The 20,532-nt window shown below is 71.7% G+C and carries 15 protein-coding genes and 1 riboswitch; of the genes, 11 read left to right on the top strand and 4 right to left on the bottom strand.

The genetic code is table 11. The annotated features are described in order from the left end of the window. The first annotated feature begins 4 nt into the window (after positions 1-4). The 7 genes from AB0N03_RS23120 to AB0N03_RS23090 all read left to right on the top strand — a co-directional run bounded on the left by AB0N03_RS23120 (position 5) and on the right by AB0N03_RS23090 (position 9,691). Complete coding sequence (locus tag AB0N03_RS23120; RefSeq protein WP_364375212.1) at positions 5-1,303, top strand: helix-turn-helix transcriptional regulator; 1,299 nt, start codon at positions 5-7, stop codon at positions 1,301-1,303. Between the two features lie 251 nt (positions 1,304-1,554). After that, a riboswitch (glycine riboswitch) is annotated at positions 1,555-1,653 on the top strand. Continuing rightward, entirely contained in the window at positions 1,637-4,525 is a 2,889-nt protein-coding gene (gcvP, locus tag AB0N03_RS23115) for an aminomethyl-transferring glycine dehydrogenase (RefSeq protein ID WP_364375209.1), read from the top strand. (Overlaps the previous riboswitch by 17 nt.) Before the next feature lie 19 nt (positions 4,526-4,544). Next, positions 4,545-5,645, top strand: a complete 1,101-nt coding sequence (gene gcvT / locus AB0N03_RS23110; RefSeq protein WP_364375206.1) for a glycine cleavage system aminomethyltransferase GcvT — start codon at positions 4,545-4,547, stop codon at positions 5,643-5,645. Positions 5,646-5,659: 14 nt separating this feature from the next. Continuing rightward, positions 5,660-6,037, top strand: coding sequence for a glycine cleavage system protein GcvH (gene gcvH, locus AB0N03_RS23105; protein ID WP_364375203.1), 378 nt, complete (start codon positions 5,660-5,662; stop codon positions 6,035-6,037). Beyond that, complete coding sequence (gene glyA / locus AB0N03_RS23100) at positions 6,037-7,311, top strand: serine hydroxymethyltransferase (protein WP_364375200.1); 1,275 nt, start codon at positions 6,037-6,039, stop codon at positions 7,309-7,311. The genes gcvH and glyA overlap by 1 nt, the downstream gene beginning before the upstream one ends. After that, positions 7,308-8,309, top strand: coding sequence for a lipoyl synthase (gene lipA, locus AB0N03_RS23095; RefSeq protein ID WP_364375198.1), 1,002 nt, complete (start codon positions 7,308-7,310; stop codon positions 8,307-8,309). Before glyA ends, lipA begins: the two co-directional genes overlap by 4 nt. 14 nt (positions 8,310-8,323) lie before the next feature. Continuing rightward, complete coding sequence (locus AB0N03_RS23090) at positions 8,324-9,691, top strand: L-serine ammonia-lyase (RefSeq protein ID WP_364375195.1); 1,368 nt, start codon at positions 8,324-8,326, stop codon at positions 9,689-9,691. A 38-nt stretch (positions 9,692-9,729) separates the two neighbouring features. Here the strand turns inward: AB0N03_RS23090 and AB0N03_RS23085 are convergent, their stop codons facing one another. Beyond that, a complete protein-coding gene (locus tag AB0N03_RS23085; protein WP_364375192.1) occupies positions 9,730-9,912 on the bottom strand; it encodes a hypothetical protein in 183 nt (60 codons plus the stop codon). A gap of 189 nt (positions 9,913-10,101) precedes the next feature. On the opposite strand from AB0N03_RS23085, the gene AB0N03_RS23080 reads away from it, so the two are divergent. Both AB0N03_RS23080 and AB0N03_RS23075 read left to right on the top strand, forming a co-directional pair. Continuing rightward, a complete protein-coding gene (locus AB0N03_RS23080) occupies positions 10,102-10,827 on the top strand; it encodes an FCD domain-containing protein (protein ID WP_364375189.1) in 726 nt (241 codons plus the stop codon). A 427-nt stretch (positions 10,828-11,254) separates the two neighbouring features. Then, entirely contained in the window at positions 11,255-13,093 is a 1,839-nt protein-coding gene (locus tag AB0N03_RS23075; protein WP_364375351.1) for a transglycosylase domain-containing protein, read from the top strand. Between the two features lies 1 nt (position 13,094). Here the strand turns inward: AB0N03_RS23075 and AB0N03_RS23070 are convergent, their stop codons facing one another. Continuing rightward, on the bottom strand, positions 13,095-13,751 hold the full coding sequence (locus AB0N03_RS23070) for an O-methyltransferase (protein ID WP_364375186.1): 657 nt from the start codon (positions 13,749-13,751) through the stop codon (positions 13,095-13,097). Positions 13,752-13,819: 68 nt separating this feature from the next. On the opposite strand from AB0N03_RS23070, the gene AB0N03_RS23065 reads away from it, so the two are divergent. Continuing rightward, positions 13,820-15,142, top strand: a complete 1,323-nt coding sequence (locus AB0N03_RS23065; protein ID WP_364375183.1) for a PLP-dependent aminotransferase family protein — start codon at positions 13,820-13,822, stop codon at positions 15,140-15,142. Positions 15,143-15,237: 95 nt separating this feature from the next. Continuing rightward, positions 15,238-16,362: an NAD(P)/FAD-dependent oxidoreductase gene (locus AB0N03_RS23060; protein WP_364375180.1), complete on the top strand. Its 1,125-nt coding sequence runs from the start codon at positions 15,238-15,240 to the stop codon at positions 16,360-16,362. Here AB0N03_RS23060 and AB0N03_RS23055 read toward each other — a convergent pair. Then, on the bottom strand, positions 16,359-18,155 hold the full coding sequence (locus AB0N03_RS23055; protein ID WP_364375177.1) for a hypothetical protein: 1,797 nt from the start codon (positions 18,153-18,155) through the stop codon (positions 16,359-16,361). The genes AB0N03_RS23060 and AB0N03_RS23055 overlap by 4 nt on opposite strands. 384 nt (positions 18,156-18,539) lie before the next feature. Next, positions 18,540-20,498: an SDR family oxidoreductase gene (locus tag AB0N03_RS23050; protein WP_364375174.1), complete on the bottom strand. Its 1,959-nt coding sequence runs from the start codon at positions 20,496-20,498 to the stop codon at positions 18,540-18,542. Positions 20,499-20,532 lie beyond the last annotated feature (34 nt).

Genomic DNA, 20,532 nt, shown 5'->3' with positions numbered 1-20,532 from the left:
TGAGGTGACGCACTGGCGCGCCGACGAGTGGGCGGAAGCGGTCCGGACCGGCATCCGGGCGCGGGGGCTTTCCCTGGACGAGGCCGCCCGACGCATCGGCGTCCCGACGTCGACCCTGCGCAGCTGGATCGAGCACCGGCACGCGCCGAAGGTGACCGTCTTCGACCACTGGGCGCAGCTCGCGGAGGTCACCGGGCTCGGGGAGGCCGAGCTGCTGCGCGTCGCCGGCGTGCTGCCCGACAGCCTCGCGAGCCCGGTGCACGTCGCGCAGGCCGCGAAGGCGCTGCGAGAGGGCATCGACCAGGCCGGGCAGTTCCTCCGGCAGGCCACGGCGCTCGTCTACTCCTCGCCCGGCACGCAGGTGGCCAACCTCATCGCCGCGTCGCCGATCGACTGGGAGATGCGGATCCGCTCCGCGACCCGCGGCGACGAGGTCCGCGTCACCTACCACCACTACGTCGGCGTCGTGGCGCCGCGGGACTTCCCCCACGACGACGCCGAGGTGCGCCGGATCCTCGAGCACGACGTCCTCGGCGAGCTGTGGCGGCCGCTCGGGCTGTACTGGCGGGTCGCCGAGGTGCACGACTGGCACGAGCCGCCGCGGCTGGTGATCCAGGTGCCCGAGCAGGAGGCGACGCGCCCGCCCGCGGCGTCGCCGGTGGTCGCCGCGCCGCCGGTCGTGGTGCTGTCCCCGATCTGGGGGTACGGCGAGCTGCTGGCGTCGCTGGTCGCCGACGGCCTCGGGTTCGGCAACGTCGACTTCCGCTACTTCGGCCTGCCGGACGCGATGGCCGACCGCGTCCGGATCACCGCCCGCGAGCTGGCCGAGCCCGCGCCGCGGCTGGTGCACTCGGTGCCGCCGATCATGCTGCTGCACGGCTTGGCCGTGCCCGACCTGACCGGACGGCTCCCGGTCGTGGTCCGCTACGGCCCCCGCATGCGCGAGCGGGCAGCGCGTATTTACCGCGAGCCGCTGCTCGAAGTGGGTTTCTCGGACGCCTTGGCCGGGGCTCGCGCGATCGAGGAGGCGGTCGCGGCCGGGGTCCCGCCCGGCTGCGCGTACTTCGAGGTGACGCTCGACGACGAGGACGTCTTCGACGGCGACCGTCCTTCGCTGGACCGGCTCAACGACTCCGTCGCGTGGTTGGCCGAGCAGATCGTGGAGCAGGTGCTGCTGGGGGCGGGCCACCCGCCGGTGCCGCTGGGCGGTCCGTTGAAACGCCTGGTTTTGCCGTCGGGCCGGGTCCGGCGGCCGCCGGCGCTGGCCGGGAGCGTCGTGCGCCGGGTCGCCGGAACGTCATGAACGACTCTTTCAGCTCGTCGGACGCGGTGAACGACTCTTTCATGACGTACGGGGGCGCGCTCGGGGCCGGGTCGAGGATCACTGTGGCGTTGGCCGTGTGAAGTAGACGGACCTCGGACGCGGCAGGTACGGTAGCCGCCACAACTGCAGATCGGGCCGTAGAGCCGAGGCGGGAGAGCCCTCACGAAAGTGGTGGGGCACCGAAGGAGCAAACTCCCCAGAATCTCTCAGGTACCTGTTACCGCTTCGCGCGAGGCCACTCTGGAAAGCAGGCGCACCCGCGCCTCACCCAAGGTGAAAGCCGTGTCGCACACGGTGAAACTCTCAGGTGCCATGACAGAGGGGGAGTTCCCAGCGCACCGCTGTGTGCCCAGGCCCGAGGAGCTCCCCATCACCTCTACGCAGTTCGACGCCCGCCACATCGGCCCGTCCGAGGCCGAACGCGCGAAGATGCTGGCCGAGTGCGGTTACGGCAGCTTGGACGCCCTCGTCGGCGCGGCCGTCCCCAGCGCCATCCGCGCCACCCGTGACCTGCGGCTTCCCCCGGCCGCGTCCGAAGAGGACGCCACCGCGGAGCTGCGCGCCCTCGCCGCGCGCAACCGGCCGATGACGCAGATGATCGGCCTCGGCTACTCCGACACCGTCACCCCCGGCGTGATCCGCCGCAACGTCCTCGAGAACCCGGCCTGGTACACCGCGTACACGCCGTACCAGCCGGAAATCTCCCAGGGCCGGCTCGAAGCCCTGCTCAACTTCCAGACGATGGTCGCCGACCTGACCGGCCTGGCCACCGCGAACGCGTCGCTGCTGGACGAGTCGACCGCCGTCGCCGAGGCCGTCACGCTGATGCGCCGCGCGTCCAAGTCCAAGTCGAACAAGGTCGTGCTCGACGCCGAGTGCCTGCCGCAGACCATCGCCGTCGTGCGGACCCGCGTTGAGGCGCTGGGCATCGAGGTCGAGGTCCGCGACCTGCTCACCGGCCTGCCGGAGGACTTCTTCGGCGTTGTCGTCCAGTACCCGGGCGCGTCCGGTGTGCTGCGCGGCCGCGGCTTCTACCACGCGATTTCCGAGTCGGCGAAGGCCGCGGGCGCGCTGTTCACCGTCGCTGCCGACCTTCTCTCCCTGACGCTGATCACCGCGCCCGGCGAGTTCGGCGCCGACGTCGCCGCCGGGTCGACGCAGCGCTTCGGCGTCCCGCTCGGCTACGGCGGCCCGCACGCCGGGTTCATGTCCGTCCGCGCCGGGCTCGAGCGCTCGCTGCCCGGGCGCCTGGTCGGCGTCTCGGTCGACGCCGACGGCAACCCGGCCTATCGGCTGGCGCTGCAGACCCGTGAGCAGCACATCCGCCGCGAGAAGGCGACGTCCAACATCTGCACCGCGCAGGTCCTGCCCGCCGTGCTGGCCGCGATGTACGCCGTCTACCACGGTCCGGACGGCCTGAAGAAGATCGCCCAGCGCGTCCACGGGCTCGCCGCGGGATTCGCCGGCGCCCTGCGCAAGACCGGCGTCGAGGTCGTGCACGAGTCCTTCTTCGACACCGTCGTCGCGCACGTCCCGGGCCAGGCCGCGGACGTCCACGCGGCGGCTCGCGAGGCCGGGATCAACCTCGGCCACGTCGACGCCGACCACGTGCGCGTCGCCTTCGACGAGGTCAGCACCCCGGCGATCGCCGCGAAGGTGCTGAAGGCTTTCGGGGTCGAAGAGGCCGTCCAAGACGGCGTCGCGCTGCCGAACGGCTTGGCCCGCGAGAGCGGCTTCATGGGCCACGAGGTCTTCGGCACCCACCGCTCCGAGACGGCGATGCTGCGCTACCTGCGGCGCCTCTCCGACCAGGACTACGCGCTCGACCGCGGCATGATCCCGCTCGGCTCCTGCACGATGAAGCTCAACGCCACCACCGAGATGGAGCCGATCAGCTGGCGCGAGTTCGCCGGCATCCACCCGTTCGCGCCGGCCGAAGACGCTGCGGGGTACCACACGCTGGTGTCGCAGCTGGCCGAGTGGCTGGCCGAGGTCACCGGCTACGACCAGGTGTCGCTGCAGCCGAACGCGGGCAGCCAGGGCGAGCTGGCCGGGCTCCTCGCGATCCGCGCGTACCACCGCTCGAACGGCGACGAAGGCCGCGACGTCTGCCTGATCCCGTCGTCCGCTCACGGCACCAACGCCGCGTCCGCGGTGCTCGCCGGGATGCGCGTGGTCGTCGTCAAGTGCACCGACGAGGGCAACGTCGACCTCGCCGACCTACGGTCCAAGGTGGACGCACACCGCGACACGCTCGCCGCGATCATGGTCACCTACCCGTCCACGCACGGCGTGTACGAGCACGGCATCGACGAGCTGGCCGAGATCGTCCACGGCGGCGGCGGCCAGGTGTACGTCGACGGCGCGAACCTCAACGCCCTGCTCGGCCTGGCCAAGCCGGGCGAGTTCGGCGGCGACGTCTCGCACCTGAACCTGCACAAGACCTTCTGCATCCCGCACGGCGGTGGCGGTCCCGGCGTCGGCCCGGTCGCGGTGCGCGCGCACCTCGCGCCGTTCCTGCCGAACCACCCGCTGCTGGAGCAGGCCGGCCCCGAGACCGGCGTCGGCCCGATCAGCGGCGCGCCCTACGGCTCGGCGTCGATCCTGCCGATCTCCTGGGCCTACGTCCGGATGATGGGCGCGCCCGGCCTGACCGCCGCGACGAAGGTCGCCGTGCTGGCGGCCAACTACGTCGCCTCGCGACTGGCCCCGCACTACCCGGTGCTCTACACCGGGCAGGACGGACTGGTCGCGCACGAGTGCATCCTCGACCTGCGGCAGATCACCAAGGAAACCGGCGTGACGGTCGACGACGTCGCGAAGCGGCTCATCGACTACGGCTTCCACGCGCCGACGATGTCGTTCCCGGTCGCGGGCACGCTGATGGTCGAGCCGACCGAGTCCGAGGACCTGGGCGAGATCGACCGGTTCATCGCCGCGATGATCGCCATCCGCGCCGAGATCGACGAAGTGGCGAGTGGCCGTTGGAGCGCGGAGGAGTCGCCGCTGCGCGGGGCGCCGCACACCGCGGAGACGCTGGTCGGGGAGTGGGACAAGCCCTACGACCGCGAGCTGGCCGTGTACCCGGCCGGGGTGTCGCGCAAGAACAAGTACTGGCCGCCGGTGCGGCGCATCGACGGCGCCCGCGGTGACCGCAACCTCGTGTGCTCCTGCCCGCCCCTCAACGCTTACGAAGGCTGAGCCCGTCTTGAATGCCACAGTGTCGAAAGAGACCTCCTTGCACGGAGTCCACAAGGGACTCGGTGCGCTGTTCACCGACTTCGCCGGCTGGTCCATGCCGGTCCGCTACGCCAGCGAGCTGGCCGAGCACAAGGCCGTCCGCGAGGCGGCCGGGCTGTTCGACCTCTCGCACATGGCCGAAATCCACGTCACGGGCAAGCAGGCGGCGGACGTCCTGGACTTCGCGCTGGTCGGCAACCTCACCGGGGTCAAGCCGGGCCGGGCGCGGTACACGATGATCTGCGACGCTTCCGGCGGCGTGCTCGACGACCTGGTCGTCTACCGGCTGGCCGACGAGCACTACCTGGTCGTCGCGAACGCGGGCAACGCGAAGGTCGTCGCCGACGCGCTGGCCGAGCGGGTCGAGGGCTTCGACGCGGTGGTCGACGACCGGTCGGAGACGACCGCGCTGATCGCCGTCCAGGGCCCGAACGCCGTCGCGATCCTGGGCGCCGTCACCGACGCCGACCTGGGCGCGCTCAAGTACTACGCCAGCGTCCCGGCGGTCGTGAAGGGTCACGAGGTCCTGCTCGCCCGCACCGGCTACACCGGCGAAGACGGCTTCGAGCTGTTCGTTCCGGCCGACGAGGCGCCGGCGGTCTGGCGTCTGCTCATGGAAGCGGGCGAGTCGCACGGGCTCGTCCCCGCGGGTCTGGCGTGTCGCGACACGCTGCGGCTGGAAGCCGGGATGCCGTTGTACGGCAACGAACTCACCCTCGAGCAGAGCCCGTTCGAGGCGGGGCTCGGCCGGGTGGTCAAGTTCGAGAAGCCGGGCGACTTCGTCGGCCGCGCGGCGCTGGAAGAGCGGTCCAAGGCCGACGTCCCGCGCGTGCGGGTCGGCCTGCGTGGAGCCGGCCGTCGTGCTCCGCGGCACGGCTACAAACTGCTGGCCGACGGCGTGGACAGCACTGTGATCGGCGAAGTCACCAGCGGCGCGCTGTCGCCCACGCTGGGTTACCCGATCGCCATGGCGTACGTCGATCGGGCGTACGCCGAGCCCGGCACCGAGCTGTCCGTCGACATCCGGGGCAGGATCGAGCCCGTCGAGGTCGTCGCCCTGCCCTTCTACTCCCGCGCGTAAAGGACTCCTGAACCGTGAGCATTCCCGAGAACCTGAAGTACACCAAGGAACACGAGTGGCTGAACGTCGAGGACGGCGTCGCCACCGTCGGCATCACCGCCTTCGCCGCCGAGTCGCTCGGTGACATCGTGTTCGTCCAGCTGCCTGACGCCGGCGCGACCGTGACCGCGGGCGAGGTGTTCGGCGAGGTCGAGTCGACCAAGTCGGTCAGCGAGCTGTACGCGCCCGTGTCCGGCGAGGTCGTCGAGGTGAACGGCGCCACTTCGGACACCCCCGAGGTCATCAACTCCGACCCGTACACGGAAGGCTGGCTGCTCAAGGTGCGGCTCACGGGCGACGTCCCGGAGCTGCTCGACGCCGCCGCGTACGCCCAGCTCACCCAGGAGAACTGATGACGACTTTCGACGCTCACCTCGCCGACGTCGACCCCGAGGTCGCCGCGGCGGTCGCGGACGAGCTGACGCGCCAGCAGTCCACCCTGGAGATGATCGCCTCCGAGAACTTCGCGCCGGTGGGCGTGCTCGAGGCGCAGGGTTCGGTGCTGACCAACAAGTACGCCGAGGGCTACCCCGGCCGGCGCTACTACGGCGGCTGCGAGCACGTCGACGTCGTCGAGCAGCTCGCCATCGACCGCGCGAAGGCGCTGTTCGGCGCCGAGCACGCCAACGTCCAGCCGCACTCGGGCGCGCAGGCCAACGCGGCCGCGATGTTCGCCGTGCTCAAGCCGGGCGACACGATCCTCGGGCTCGACCTGGCGCACGGCGGCCACTTGACGCACGGGATGAAGATCAACTTCTCGGGCAAGCTCTACAACGTCGTCGCCTACCACGTCGACAAAGAGACCGGCATCGTCGACCTCGCCGAGATCGAGCGCCTGGCCGTCGAGCACAAGCCGAAGCTGATCATCGCCGGCTGGTCCGCCTACCCGCGTCAGCTCGACTTCGCCGAGTTCCGCCGGATCGCCGACCTCGTCGACGCCCGCCTGATGGTCGACATGGCCCACTTCGCCGGGCTGGTCGCGACCGGGCTGCACCCGTCGCCGGTGCCGCACGCCGACATCGTCACCACGACCACGCACAAGACCCTCGGCGGCCCGCGCGGCGGTCTCATCCTGTGCCGCCAGGAGCTGGCGAAGAAGATCAACTCGGCGGTGTTCCCCGGGCAGCAGGGCGGGCCGCTCGAGCACGTCATCGCGGCCAAGGCCGTCGCGCTGAAGATCGCCGCGAGCGAGGAGTTTCGCGAGCGTCAGGAGCGCACCCTCGAAGGCTCGCGCATCCTGGCATCGCGGCTGTCCCAGTCGGACTGCGCTGACGCCGGTGTGCGCGTGCTGACCGGCGGCACCGACGTCCACCTGGTGCTGGTCGACCTCGTCCAGTCCACTCTGGACGGTCAGCAGGCCGAGGACCGGCTGCACGAGGTCGGCATCACGGTCAACCGCAACGCCGTCCCGTTCGACCCGCGCCCGCCGATGATCACCTCGGGCCTGCGCATCGGCACGCCGGCGCTCGCCACCCGCGGTTTCCAGGCGGACGACTTCGCCGAGGTCGCCGACGTCATCGCCGAGGCTCTGAAGCCGGACTTCGACGACGCTCTGCGCTCGAAGCTGCGTGACCGCGTCGAGGCGCTGGCCGCGAAGCACCCGTTGTACGCGGGCCTGTCCCGATGAGCGCGCTGCCCGAGGGCCGGAAGCTGCTGCGTCTGGAAGTGCGCAACGCTGAGACGCCGATCGAGAAGAAGCCGCCGTGGATCAAGACGCGGGTGCGGATGGGGCCGGAGTTCACCGAGCTCAAGGGTCTCGTGCGTCGCGAGGGTCTGCACACCGTGTGTGAAGAGGCGGGTTGTCCCAACATCTATGAATGCTGGGAGGACCGGGAGGCCACGTTCCTCATCGGTGGGGATCAGTGCACCCGTCGGTGTGACTTCTGTCAGATCGATACCGGGAAACCGGCTGCCCTCGACCGGACCGAGCCTCGCAAGGTCGCGGAGTCGGTTCAGGCCATGGGTCTGCGGTACTCGACGGTCACCGGCGTCGCGCGGGATGATCTTGAGGATGGCGGTGCCTGGCTCTACGCCGAGACCGTCCGCCAGATCCACGCTTTGAACCCCGGCACGGGTGTCGAGTTGCTGATCCCGGACTTCAACGCTGATCCTGCGCAGTTGGCTGAGGTGTTCGGGTCGCGGCCGGAGGTGTTGGCGCACAACGTGGAGACGGTGCCGCGGATTTTCAAGCGGATCCGTCCTGGGTTCCGGTACGCGCGTTCGCTGGAGGTCATCACTGCTGCTCGTGAAGCGGGTTTGGTGACGAAGTCGAACCTGATCCTGGGTATGGGTGAGACGCCGGAGGAGGTGGCTCCGGCGATGCAGGATCTGGTGGACGCGGGGTGCGAGATTTTGACGATCACGCAGTACTTGCGTCCGTCGTCGCGGCATCACCCGGTGGATCGGTGGGTGAAGCCGGAGGAGTTCGTCGTGCACTCTCAGGCTGCGGAGGCGATGGGCTTCGCGGGTGTGATGGCGGGGCCGTTGGTGCGCTCGTCGTACCGCGCGGGACGGCTCTACGCGCAGACCAAGGGCTACCGTGGGGAGGAGCTGCCGGAGAACCTGCGGCACCTCGCCGACCAGGGCCCGGCCGCGCAAGAAGCCAGCTCCCTGCTGGCGCGATAGGAAGGGGCGGATCAATGGCGATCAGCGTCTTCGACCTGTTTTCCATCGGCATCGGCCCGTCGAGCTCCCACACCGTCGGGCCGATGCGGGCGGCACTGACCTTTGTGGACGGACTCGGCGACGACCTCGCGCGGACGTCCCGCGTCCAGGCCGAGCTGTTCGGCTCGCTCGGCGCGACCGGGTTCGGCCACGGCAGCGACAAAGCCGTCCTGCTCGGGCTTTCGGGTGAGCGTCCCGACGAGATCGACACCGACACGGTGCCGGTCCGCGTCGCGGAGATCCGCGAGTCCGGCAGGCTGCTCTTGGCCGGTACGCACGAGATCGCGTTCGACGAGGACGCCGACCTCACGATGCACCGCCGCAAATCCTTGCCGGCGCACCCGAACGGCATGGTGTTCCGCGCGTTCGACGCTTCGGGCACGCTGCTGCGTGAGCGCACGTACTACTCGGTCGGCGGCGGTTTCGTCCGCGACGAGTCGTACGAGACGGACGCGGTGTTCGTCGAGGACTCGACGCCGGTGCCGTACCCGTTCCGCACCGGCGCGGACCTGCTCGGGCACTGCGCCGCGACGGGCTTGCCGATCAGCGAGATCATGCTGGCCAACGAGCTGTCTTGGCGTACCGCTTCCGAAGTCAGGGACGGGCTGCTGGCGATCTGGGCGGTCATGGCGGAGTGCGTCCGCAACGGCTGCACGCACGAAGGGGTGCTGCCGGGCGGTTTGAAGGTGCCGCGGCGGGCTCGCGCGCTGCACGAGAAGCTGCTCGCCGAGGACGGTTTGGACGACCCGCTGTACGCGATGGACTGGGTGAGCCTGTACGCGCTGGCGGTGAACGAGGAGAACGCCGCGGGCGGGCGCGTGGTCACGGCCCCGACCAACGGCGCGGCCGGCATCATCCCAGCGGTCCTGCACTACTACCAGCGGTTCATCCGGCACTCGACGGACGACGGAATCGTCAAGTTCATGCTGACGGCGGGCGCGATCGGCTCGATCCTCAAGCAGACGGGCTCGATCTCGGGTGCGGAGGTCGGCTGTCAGGGCGAGGTCGGCTCGGCCTCGGCGATGGCGGCGGCGGGACTGACGGAGGTGCTCGGCGGGTCGCCGGCGCAGGTGGAGAACGCGGCGGAGATCGGCGTGGAGCACCACCTGGGCCTGACGTGCGACCCGGTGGGCGGACTGGTCCAGATCCCGTGCATCGAGCGCAACGCGGTGGGGGCATCGAAGGCGATCCACGCGGCCCGGATGGCGATGCGCGGCGACGGCAGTCACGTGGTGACGCTGGACAAGGCGATCAAGACGATGCGCGAGACGGGCGCGGACATGAGCGTGAAGTACAAGGAGACGGCCCGCGGTGGGCTGGCGGTGAACGTCATCGAGTGCTGACGTCGGCGGCGCTTTCACGGGAAAGTGCCGCGCCGGCGTCAGGTGCGGCCGGCCTCGTCCTCCGGCTCCACCGCCAGCTTCAACCCCACCTCGACCAGGTGCCAGCCGAGCTGCTGTCGCCGCGTTCCCGGTCTGCGGCTCGGCGTCGCGCGGCCCGGTGGGCGGTCGCGGACGCCGTGGCGCAGCTCGTTCTCGCGCTCGTGAACCAGATCCTCGGCCATCAAAAAGTGCACCGGATCGCCCCCTGCGTCGTTCGGTGTCAGTGGCTCCATCGTCGCCGACCGTGGCCATCCGGTTCCACCGGTTTTTCCGCCCGCGAACACCATTGTCACCGACAGCGACCGTCCGTGGCCACTCCGAAGGTGCGCCGCGGCGGGGATGGGCCCCGCGCCGCGGCCTAAACTCGCGGGATGGAACCGACCTCGGTGGTGAATGCCGGTGAAGCGCTGTTCCGGCCGGTCCGCGCGGGCAACGCCTTCGAGGAGACCGTCGAGCGGCTGCTGCAGGCCATCCGCCTCGGCGTGGTCGGCGCGGGGGAACGGCTGCCGTCGGAGCGCGAACTCGCCGAGCGTCTCGGGGTCAGCCGCGTCACGCTCCGCGAAGCCATCCGAGCCCTCTCCGACGCCGGTTACGTCGAGTCACGGCGGGGCCGCTACGGCGGCACTTTCGTGAACGACACCCTCCCCGGACCGCCGGAACGGTCACCCGAAGGCAAGGTCGACGCCGTCGCGTTCGAGGATGCGCTGTGCCTCCGGTACGTCCTCGAGACGGGCGCCGCGGAGATGGCCGCCGCCCGCTCGCTCAGCCCCGCCGACCGCCGGCACCTCACCGGCACGCTCGCCGAAGCCGCGAGCGCGGACCTCGACGACTACCGCCGCAAGGACTCCCGCCTGCACCTCGCGATCGCGGAGGTGACGGCGTCCGGCTCCCTGACCACGGCGATGGCCGACGCTCGCACCCGCGTCAACCAGCTGCTCGACCGGATCCCGCTGCTCCCGCCCAACCTCGAGCACTCGAACGCCCAGCACGAGGCGATCGTCGACGCGATCCTGGCCGGCGACGCCCCCGCGGCCCGCCAGGCCATGGCGGAGCACATCGAAGGCACGGCATCCCTCTTGCGTGCGTTCCTGGCCTGACCCCGCCGAACGGGCGTGGTGAACGACTCGTTCACCACGTTGGACGCCAGTGCTCCGGCAAAGCACCGCCGCGCGCGGAGTCGGGTGTCGCGAATGAGTCATTGGGGGCGCCGGAGGTCTCGAATGAGTCATTCGCGACGTTTGACGGGGGGTTGGTGACGTCATGAACGACCCTTTCATGACGCCCCGCCCCGGAGCCGCGGCCGGCCAACGACCCCCCGCGGAAGCCCGACCGTCCGCAAACCGGCCTGGCCCCGTCTTGACAGGATTCGAACAACCTCGTTAGTTCTCCACAGAACCTTCTCACCCGTTCGGCCGTCATCCATTCGTGACATTGGCGACCCAGGAAGACCCCGACGAAAACCCCGAGGAAAAACCGGAAAAGCCGGAAAAGCCGGACACCCCGCGCCGCCGGCGGTGGCGGCGGATCCGGCGGATCGGGTACTGGAGCTTCGGGCTGCTGGTCGGTGTCCCGCTGATCGCCTTCTGGGTCGCCTACCTCGTGCTCGACGTCCGCAGCCCCCAAGAGGTCCTCGCCGGGCTCGACAAGACCGTCGTCCTGAAGTACTCGGACGGCTCGACGCTGCTCAAGGTCATCCCGGCCGACGGCGACCGGACGTTCGTGCCCTACTCGCAGGTGCCCGCGAAGCTGCGCGACGCCATCATCGCCACCGAAGACCCGACCTTCTGGGACAACCAGGGCTTCGATCCGACCGGCATTGGCCGCGCATTCCTGACCGGCGTCGGCGGCGGGTCCGGCATCACGCAGCAGTACATCAAGAAGTCCACCGGCGACGACGACGCCACGATCGGGCGCAAGTTCGCCGAACTCGTCCTGTCCACGAAAATCACCCAGGAACAGAGCAAGGAACAGATCTTCGAGAGCTACGTCAACATCATCTCCTTCGGCCGTGGCACCTTCGGGCCGGCCGCCGCGATGAACGCCTACTTCGGCAAGAAGCTCGACGACTCGATGACGTGGAGCGAAGCGGCCTTCCTGGCCGGGATGATCCAGTCGCCGTCGGTGCACGACCCGGCCGCGTCCGGCGACGCCCACGCCGCGCGGCGCTGGCAGTACGTGCACGACAAGCTCGTGGCCCGCGGCTACGTGAAGCCGAGCGAACCGATGGCTTACCCCGGCACCGAAATCCAAGCGCCCTCGGAGACCCGCGCGGGCCGCGTCACCTACGACGAGTTCCACATCAAGCAGCAGGTCCTCGCCGAGCTCGAACAGGACGGCTTCCCGCTCGGCCGGCTCCAGCAGGGCAACATGACCGTCGAGACCACGCTGGACCACGGCATGCAGGACGCCGCGAAGAAGGCGTTGCAGGACAGGCTGAAGTCCGAGCCGAAGGAGTTCCGCGGCGCGGTGGTCGCCGTCGACCCGAAGACCGGTGCCGTCCGCGTCTACCAGGGCGGCGATCAGGGCGTCCGCGACTACGCGAGCACCCCGCACGCGGCGGGCTCGGCGTTCTACCCGTTCACGCTCGCCGCCGCGCTGCGCCGCGGCTACGGCCCGGACGTGCCGGTCCCCGCGCCCGAGGAGCAGGAGTTCCTCGGCGAGAAGTTCAAGTACCCGGACGTCTGCGGCCCGAAGTGCACCCCGCGCACGGCGATGCAGGCGCACGCCGACGGCCCGTTCGTCGCCCTGGCGAAGAAGCTCGGCCCGGACGCGCTGAGCGACGCCGCGCGGCAGCTCGGCATCCCCGAGACCGTCGACGGCACGCCGACGATGCGGGAGAAGGACGGCTTCCTCATCGGGCCGGGCATCGCGATCGGCCGGTACCCGCTGCGGCCGCTCGACCTGGCCGGCGCCTACGCGACCTTCGCGAACGACGGCCTCCGCACGACCCCGCACCTGGTGGCCAAGGTGCGCGACGAGAGCGGCGCGGTCATCTGGGAGCACACCGACACGACGCGTCCCGCGTTCGACGACGACGAAGACGAAAGCCACCGCGTCGCCCGGGACGTCACCGGCACCCTGGTCGACGGCAGCGGAACCGCGCTGCGCACCGGCGAGGCCGAGCACGGCAGCAGCCCGGACAACCAGGACGCCTGGGCCGTCGGCTACACCCCGCAGCTGGCGACCGCGGTTTGGATCGGCTCCGACGACGACCGCCGGCTGGTCGACGCGTACGGCGCGAAGCTCACCGGCGACGTCGTCCCGGCCGACATCTGGCGCGGGTTCATGGCGGCGGCGCACCAGGGCAGGCCGGCCCGGAAGATCGCCGTGGCCCCGCCGCCGGTGGAGCGGCCGCCGCGCTGAGTCAGCGGACCAAGGCGAGCACGAACCCGTCGTGCCCCTTGGCGCCCACGGTCTGGACGGCGGTCGCGTCCAGCCGCGGCTCGGTGGCGAGGAGGTCGAACATCTCCCGCACGCCCCCGACGTCCGGGTCGGTGCTCGCCGCGTCGGTCACGCGGCCCTGCCGGACGACGTTGTCGACGACGATCGTCGTGCCCGGCCGCGAAAGCTCCAGCGCGGCGCGCACGTAGTTCCCGGAGTTGTTCTTGTCCGCGTCGACGAAGATGAAGTCGAACGGACCGATGAGCGTCGGCAGCGTGTCGAGCGCGGCGCCGACCTTGATGTCGACGACGTCCTCGCCGAAGCCCGCTCGCGCCAGGTTGGCCTTCGCGACTTCGGCGTGCTTGGGCTCGTATTCGCAGGTCACCAGCTTGCCGCCGGCCGGCAGCGCGCGGGCCAGCCAGATCGTGCTGTACCCGCCGAGCGTGCCGATCTCCAGGATCGAGCGGGCGCCGGCCTGGCGGGCCAGCAGGTTCAGCAGCTTGCCCTGGTTGGGCGCGACGGCGATGCGCGGCAACCCGGCGGCGGCCGAGTCGGCGAGCGCGTCGTCGAGCACCGGATCGGGGGAGAGCAGCGCCGCCGCGAGGTAGTCGTCGACTTCGGCCCAGGTCTGGTCGGTCATGGCACCTCCACCGCCAATCTAGCGGGCTGGGATCATGCTCAGGAGCGATCGAAGGCGGGAAGGTGGACATGGACGACTACCGCGTCGTCGCGGACGCCCTCGCCGCCGACATCGAGGCCGGCCGCCTCCGTCCCGGCGATCGCCTTCCGCCCCAACGCCGGTTCGCGCGGCAACGCGGTCTCGCGAACTCCACCGCCGCCCGCGTCTACGGCGAGCTCGTCCGCCGGGGCCTGGCCGTCGGCGAGGTCGGGCGCGGCACGTTCGTGCGGGCCGCGAAGCCGCCGCCCGAACCCGCGCTCGCCGAACCCGGGGACGCCCGCGTCGACCTCGAACTCAACTTCGCCGTCCTGCCCGACCAGAGCGCACGGCTCGCGAAAGCGCTCGAACCGTTGCTGCGCGAAGACGTCCTGACCGCGGCCCTGCACCCGATCGGGGCCGCGGGCACGCCGGCCGCCCGGGAAGCCGCGGCCACCCTCCTCACCCGCGGCGACTGGCGCCCGGACCCCGCGACGATCCTGTTCACCGGCAACGGCCGCCAGGCCATCGCGGCCGCCATCGCCGCGTTCGTGCCGGTGGGGGAGCGGCTCGCGGTCGAGTCGCTCACCTATCCCGTCGTGAAGGCCGTCGCGGCCAGGCTCGGCGTGGAACTCGTGCCGATCGAGACCGACGAGCACGGCCTGGTCCCGGAAGCCCTGGCCGCGGCCGGGCCGGTGCGCGCGCTGTACGTCCAGCCGACCCTGCACAACCCACTCGGCACGACCATGCCCGCGCGGCGCCGCGAAGAGCTGGCCGCCGTCGTCGCCCGGCTTGACCTGCCCGTCATCGAGGACGGGATCTACACGTTCCTGCGCGACGACGTCCGGCCCTTCGCCGCGTACGCGCCGGAGCGGACGGTCTTCGTCGACAGCCTGTCCAAGCGCGTCGCACCCGGCCTGACGGCGGGATTCCTGGTGGCACCGCCGGCCTGGACCGCGCGGCTGGCGTCGTCGGTCCGGTCGGGCGCCTGGGCCGCGTCGCGCTTCGCCGTCGAAGCGGCGACGCAGTGGATCGTCACCGGCACCCTCGCCGACGTCGAGGCCGCGAAACGCCGTGACGCCGCCGCACGGGCATCGGTGGTGGAGGAGAAACTGCCGGGATTGCGGGGCGACGCCGCGTCGTACCACCGCTGGTGGGAGCTGCCGGAGCAGTGGCGGGCGGAGACATTCGTCGCGGCGGCGGCCCGGCGCGGGATCGCCCTGTCCCCGGCGGCGGCGTTCGCGGTGCTGCCGGGGCACGCGCCGAACGCCGTGCGCATCGCGGTGTCGGCCCCACCGGTGGCGACGCTGGCCGCGGCCCTCGATGTCCTGGCGGCGCTGGCGAACGGCAGCCCGGACGACCTGCTGGCCGACTGACAGCGGGTGCCAGCGGCGTGCCAGCGCGGTGTGCGGCCCGCGCCAGAAGCCCGCGTCACTCTTCGGTTGTCGCGAAACGAACCGAAGGAGCATCCATGAACGTCACGATCATCGGCGCCGGGCTCGGCGGCCTCACCCTGGCCCGGGTCCTGCACGTCCACGGCATCCCCGTCACGGTGTACGAGGCCGAGTCCTCCCCGATGGCGCGCATGCAGGGCGGGATGCTCGACATCCACGACTACAACGGGCAGCTCGCCGTCGAAGCCGCCGGCCTGGCGGACGAGTTCCGCGGTCTCGTCCTGGACGGCCGCCAGGCGATGCGGATCCTCGACCGGGACGGGAACCTGCTGTTCGAGAAGGTCGACGACGGGACCGGCGGCCGTCCCGAGGTGCAGCGCGGCGAGCTGCGGCAGCTGCTGCTCGACTCCCTCCCGGAGGGCACCGTCCGGTGGGACCACAAGGTCGAGGGCGTCCGCACGCTCGATGACGGTTGCCACGAAGTGACCTTCGCCGATGGCGGCACGGTCGTCACGAGCCTGCTGGTCGGGGCCGACGGCGCCTGGTCGAAGGTCCGGCCGCTGCTCACCGGCGCCACCCCGGAGTACGAGGGCACGGCGTTCGTCGAGACCTACCTGTTCGACGCCGTCGCGAAGCACCCCGCCACCGCGGCGGCGGTCGGCGGCGGGTCGATGGTCGCGCACGGCGGCTCGCCGGACGACGGGATCAACGCCCACCGGGAAAGCGGCGACACGGTGCACACCTACGTGGCGCTCGCCCGGCCGCTGGAGTGGTTCGCCGCCATCGACTTCACCGACCCGGCCGCGGCCGCCGCGCGGATCGCGGCGGAGTTCGACGGCTGGGCCCCGGAGCTCACGGCGCTGATCACCGACGCCGACACCGGCCCGGTCCTGCGCCCGCACTACACGCTGCCGGTCGGGATCCGGTGGGCGCGCGTGCCGGGCGTGACCCTCGTCGGCGACGCCGCGCACCTCACCGCCCCGAACGGCGAAGGCGCGAACCTGGCCATGCTCGACGGCGCGGAGCTCGGTCAGGCGCTCGCCGCGCACCCCGGCGACGTCGAGGCCGCCATCGCCGCCTACGAGGAGGCCATGTTCGTCCGCAGCGCGACCCCCGTCGACGACGCCGTCCTCCTCGAGAGCCTGTTCGGCGACGACGTCCCGGAGAGCCTGCTCGAGCTGGTCCGGGGCGAGCAGGGCTAAGGCGCGTACTTCCCGACGAAGCTGCCGCAGGTGACCACGCGGCCCGCGAGCCGGTCCTGGAGCGCCTTTTCCAGGCCCAGGTAGGTGAACACCGGCGTGTCGGCCGGGACCGCCGCCGGCACCGGGCCGCCGGTCGCCAGCAGCCGCGTCGGCACCGTCTGGAACAGCACCAGGTAGCCGCCCTCGCGGTTCAGGTCGTCGGCTTCGGCGAGCATCCGCTGGGGTGCGTCGCCGACGATCTCCAGCGGCAGCGGCCACTCCAGCGGGAACGGGTTGTGCAGGCGGAACGCGGGGTAGGCGAACGCGTTGTCCGGCAGGACCGCCGTCTTCCCGGCCGGGAAGCGGTCGAGGCACTCGCGGATCTGCCGGACGTAGGTGAACGTCGAGGGGTTGGTGCGGATGCCGGCCATCGCCGGGCTGACGTCCCCGAGGTCCGCGGTCAGCCGGTCGTGCCCGAGGTCGAGGTAGGCCGCCTGGTCGTGGCGCGCGACGACGACCCAGCCGCACACGGCGACCGCGGTCAGGCCGGCCGTCGCGGTCACCCAGCGCCGCGCCAGCCGCGGCCGCGGCGGGACGACGTGGCTCAGCAGCAGCAACGCCGTCAGCGCGAGGGTGCCGGTGAGCAACGTCGGCGTGTCGTTGCCCCACGACAGGCTGGTCATGAACCCGGTGGCGAGCACGAGCAGCCCGGCCCACGGCACCCGCCGCCGCACGGCCGCGTTGACCGGCACGCTGACCGCGACGATCCACCACAGCACGTCCGCCCAGCGCGAGGAGCCGGTGAACCGGCCGTCGACGACCGTCCAGACGACCGCCGCCGCACCGGCGAGCACGAGCACCCAGGACGCGGCCCGTCCGGCCGCGCCGAGCCGGTCGCCGGGCAGCCGGACGGCCAGCAGCACGACGGCGATCGCGGCGAAGAAGCTCAGCTCGCGGAACGGCGCCTGCGTCAGGACTTCGGGGTCCTCGAGCCAGAGCCCGAGCAGCCGTTCGCCGTACGCGGGCACGCCGCCGGTCAGCTGCTCGACCATCTCGGCGAAGCCGCCGCCGAGGCTCACCCACGCGACGTACGCCAGCCCGGGCGCGCCGAGCGCGAGGAGGTCGAGGAGCAGCCGGAGCACGCGTCGCGTCCCCGAGCGGGTGGCCGGGTGCAGCAGCAGCCACAGGACGCCGATCACCGCGGCGAGCGCGAAGCTCTGCTTGACGAACACGGCGCAGCCGAGCAGCACCAGCCCGCCGCGCCGGGCGAGCGCGCGATCTCCGCGCAGGCCGGCATCGAGCGCCCACGCGCCGCACGCGGTGAGCGCGATGCCGTCGACGGTGTGCCAGGCCATCAGCGGGAAGGCGTTGAGGTTGATCAGCGACGCCGCCGCGACCATCGCGGTCATGCCCGGGCCCCACGCGAGCACCCGGCGGCGGGTGACGAGCGTGGCGAAGGCGATGGTGGCGACGATGATCTCGATCATCGAGAGGAAGCTCGACCCGAAGAACAGCGGCATCGGGAGGGCGTAGTCGGCGACGTGCAGCACCGCGGACCCGAGCGGGCGGGCGGAGATGATGTCGGCGTGCGGGACTTCGCCGTGGAGGACGCGCCAGGCTTGGGCGAGGATGAAACCCTGGTCGGAGGGGTGGAACCCGAAGCGCCCGACACGCAGTTCGGTGGCCAGGGCGAGCAGCACGACCCAGCCGACGTGGATGCCCCAGCGCAGCAGCGGCCGGGCGGGTTCCGCATCCGAGGAGTCAGGCTCGGGCTCCGGCGACGCGGCGGCGCGCGCAGGACTCGCCACGTCCACGCCTGCCCGCCTTCCGCTCCCCGATCACGCCCGGGAAGCGATGGTAGCGGCCGGGCCGGTCACCGGCTCGGACCGCACCACCGGGCCCGGCCGGTCCGCACGCAGGAGCGCCCCAAGGTGGCCTTCGGTGCGTTGGACGCACCCAAGGTGGCCTTCGGTGCGTTGAGCGCACCCAAGGCCGCCTTGGGGCGCTTTGCTCAGCCGGCCGTGGTCCTGGCGGTGCCGATGGCGGCCGTTTCGTCGGCCACGGCGGATCGTTCCCCAGTGCTGCTGATTTCCGGCATTCCGAACTCCCCAGTTCACGCCCGTACCGATGTACGGGACTCGCGCGAGGGTAGAAGTACCGTCGTCGGAGTTCCAGGGTTTCGGCGGAATTCGAGGAGATCAAGCACGACGGCGCCAGAACAAGCGGGTCACCGCCGCCGCGACCGCCGCCGGCGCGGGCCGGCGGGGCAGGCCGCGGGCCTCGGGCGCGGACTCCGGCGCCGCCCGGTAGGCGAGGTGCGCGGCGAACCGGGCGAGCCGCGGCGCGGTGAGCGTCGCCAGCTCGGCGGCCCGGCCTTCGGGCAGGCTGAGGATTTCCGGACGCTCCTCCAGCGCCTTGACCACCAGCGCGGCCGCGCGCTCCGGGCTGCTCGACGGGATGCCGCGGTAGCCGGTCGGCGCGATCATCGGCGTCCGGACCAGGGGCATCCGCACGGACGTGAACGTGACGCCGTCCGAGAGCGTCTCGCGCCCGGCCGTCAGCCCGAACTCCTCCAGCGCCGCCTTCGACGCCAGGTAGGCCGCGAAGCGCGGGGTGTCGGTCTGCAGGCCCATGGTCGTCACGTTGACGACGTGGCCGAACCGCCGTTCGGCCATCGACGGCAGGAAGCCGAGGATCAGCCGCACCGGCCCGAAGTAGTTGATGGCCATCGTGCGCTCGTAGTCGTGGAAGCGTTCCGTGGACAGCGTGACCGAGCGCCGGATCGACCGCCCGGCGTTGTTCACCAGCATGTCGATCGCGTCGTGCTCGCCGAGCACGTCCTTGACCAGCGCGTCGACGGCGTCGCCGTCGGTGAGGTCGCAGGGGTACGCGCTCGCGACGCCGCCGGCCGCGGTGATCTCGTCCCGCACCTCTTCCAGCTCCGAAGCGCGACGGGCCACGAGGATCACCTTCGCGCCCTTACGCGCCACGGCGAGCGCCGACGCCCGGCCGATCCCCGACGACGCGCCGGTGATCAGCACCGTCCGCCCGGCCAGGCCGTGCTGACGCCGGGCGCGGTCGGGGTCGAGGTGGGCCGCCCAGTACCGGTAGAGCGGCGCCGCGTAGTCCCGCAGCTCCGGCAGCTCGATGCCGCTGCCGAACAACGCGGTCGTCGTGCGGGCGGTGTCGAAGACGACGTCCGTGCTGAGGTGCGGCAGCACGTCCAAGGGGATGCCCAGCTCCTCCAGGACGGCGGCGCGGGCGGCCCGGCCACCGGGCACGCGGTCGACGCCGGCCGCGGCGGCGTGCGCCAGCCGGGTGCCGACGCGTCGCACCACTTCGGACGGCCGCGCCGGCAGCACGGCCCGGACCGTCGGCCCACCGGCGGCGCGCGCGAAGGCGTTGTAGACGGAGTTGAGCGATTGCGGCCGCGCGGCGGCCAGGTGGTAGGTCGCCCCGGACGGCGCGTCCCGGTGCATCAGGTGCTCCATCGCCTCGACGACGTAGTCGACGGGCACCAGGTTCGTCGCGCCGAGGCCGGGGGCGGCGAGCGGGAGCCGCGCGGGCAGCGCCGCCAGCCGCGAGATGGCCGGGAGGAAGTAGTACGGGCCGTCGACCTTGTCCATCTCGCCGGTGCGCGAGTCGCCGACGACGGCCGAGGGGCGGTAGACGCGGAAGGGCAGGGACTGCTCGCGGACGAGCTTCTCGGCCTGGAACTTCGTCGCGTGGTACGGCGAGCCGAAGTGCTGGCCGAGGTCGAAGTCGGCCTCGGTGAACCGCCCGGCGTGGTCGCCCGCGACGGCGATCGAAGACACGTGGTGCACCAGTCCCGCGCCGGCCGCGGCGGCGAAGGCGAGCAGGTGCCGGGTGCCCTCGACGTTGGCGCGCCGGTTGGCGTCCTCGCCGGCGGTGAGGTCGTAGATCGCGGCGAGGTGGACGACGTGGTCGAGGTGCCCCAGCTCGGCGGGGTCGACGCCGAGCCGCGGTTCGGCGAGGTCGCCGACCACGGGGTGCAGCTTGTCCGCGGCCGACAGCCGCTCACGGGAGGTCTCGCGGACCAGTGCGTACACGGCGGACGTCTCCGGCCGCCGCAGCAGGCGGGCGACCAGGCGTTTCCCGATGAAGCCCGTCGCGCCCGTCACGAAGTAGGTCGTCATGGCCGGTCCCTTCCGTCGTCGGGCCGACTCTAAC

It is taken from the genome of Amycolatopsis sp. NPDC051061 (assembly GCF_040682935.1).
GTDB lineage: Bacteria > Actinomycetota > Actinomycetes > Mycobacteriales > Pseudonocardiaceae > Amycolatopsis.
The sequence above is the reverse complement of the archived record's forward strand: the minus strand, read 5'-3'. Positions and strand labels throughout refer to the sequence as shown.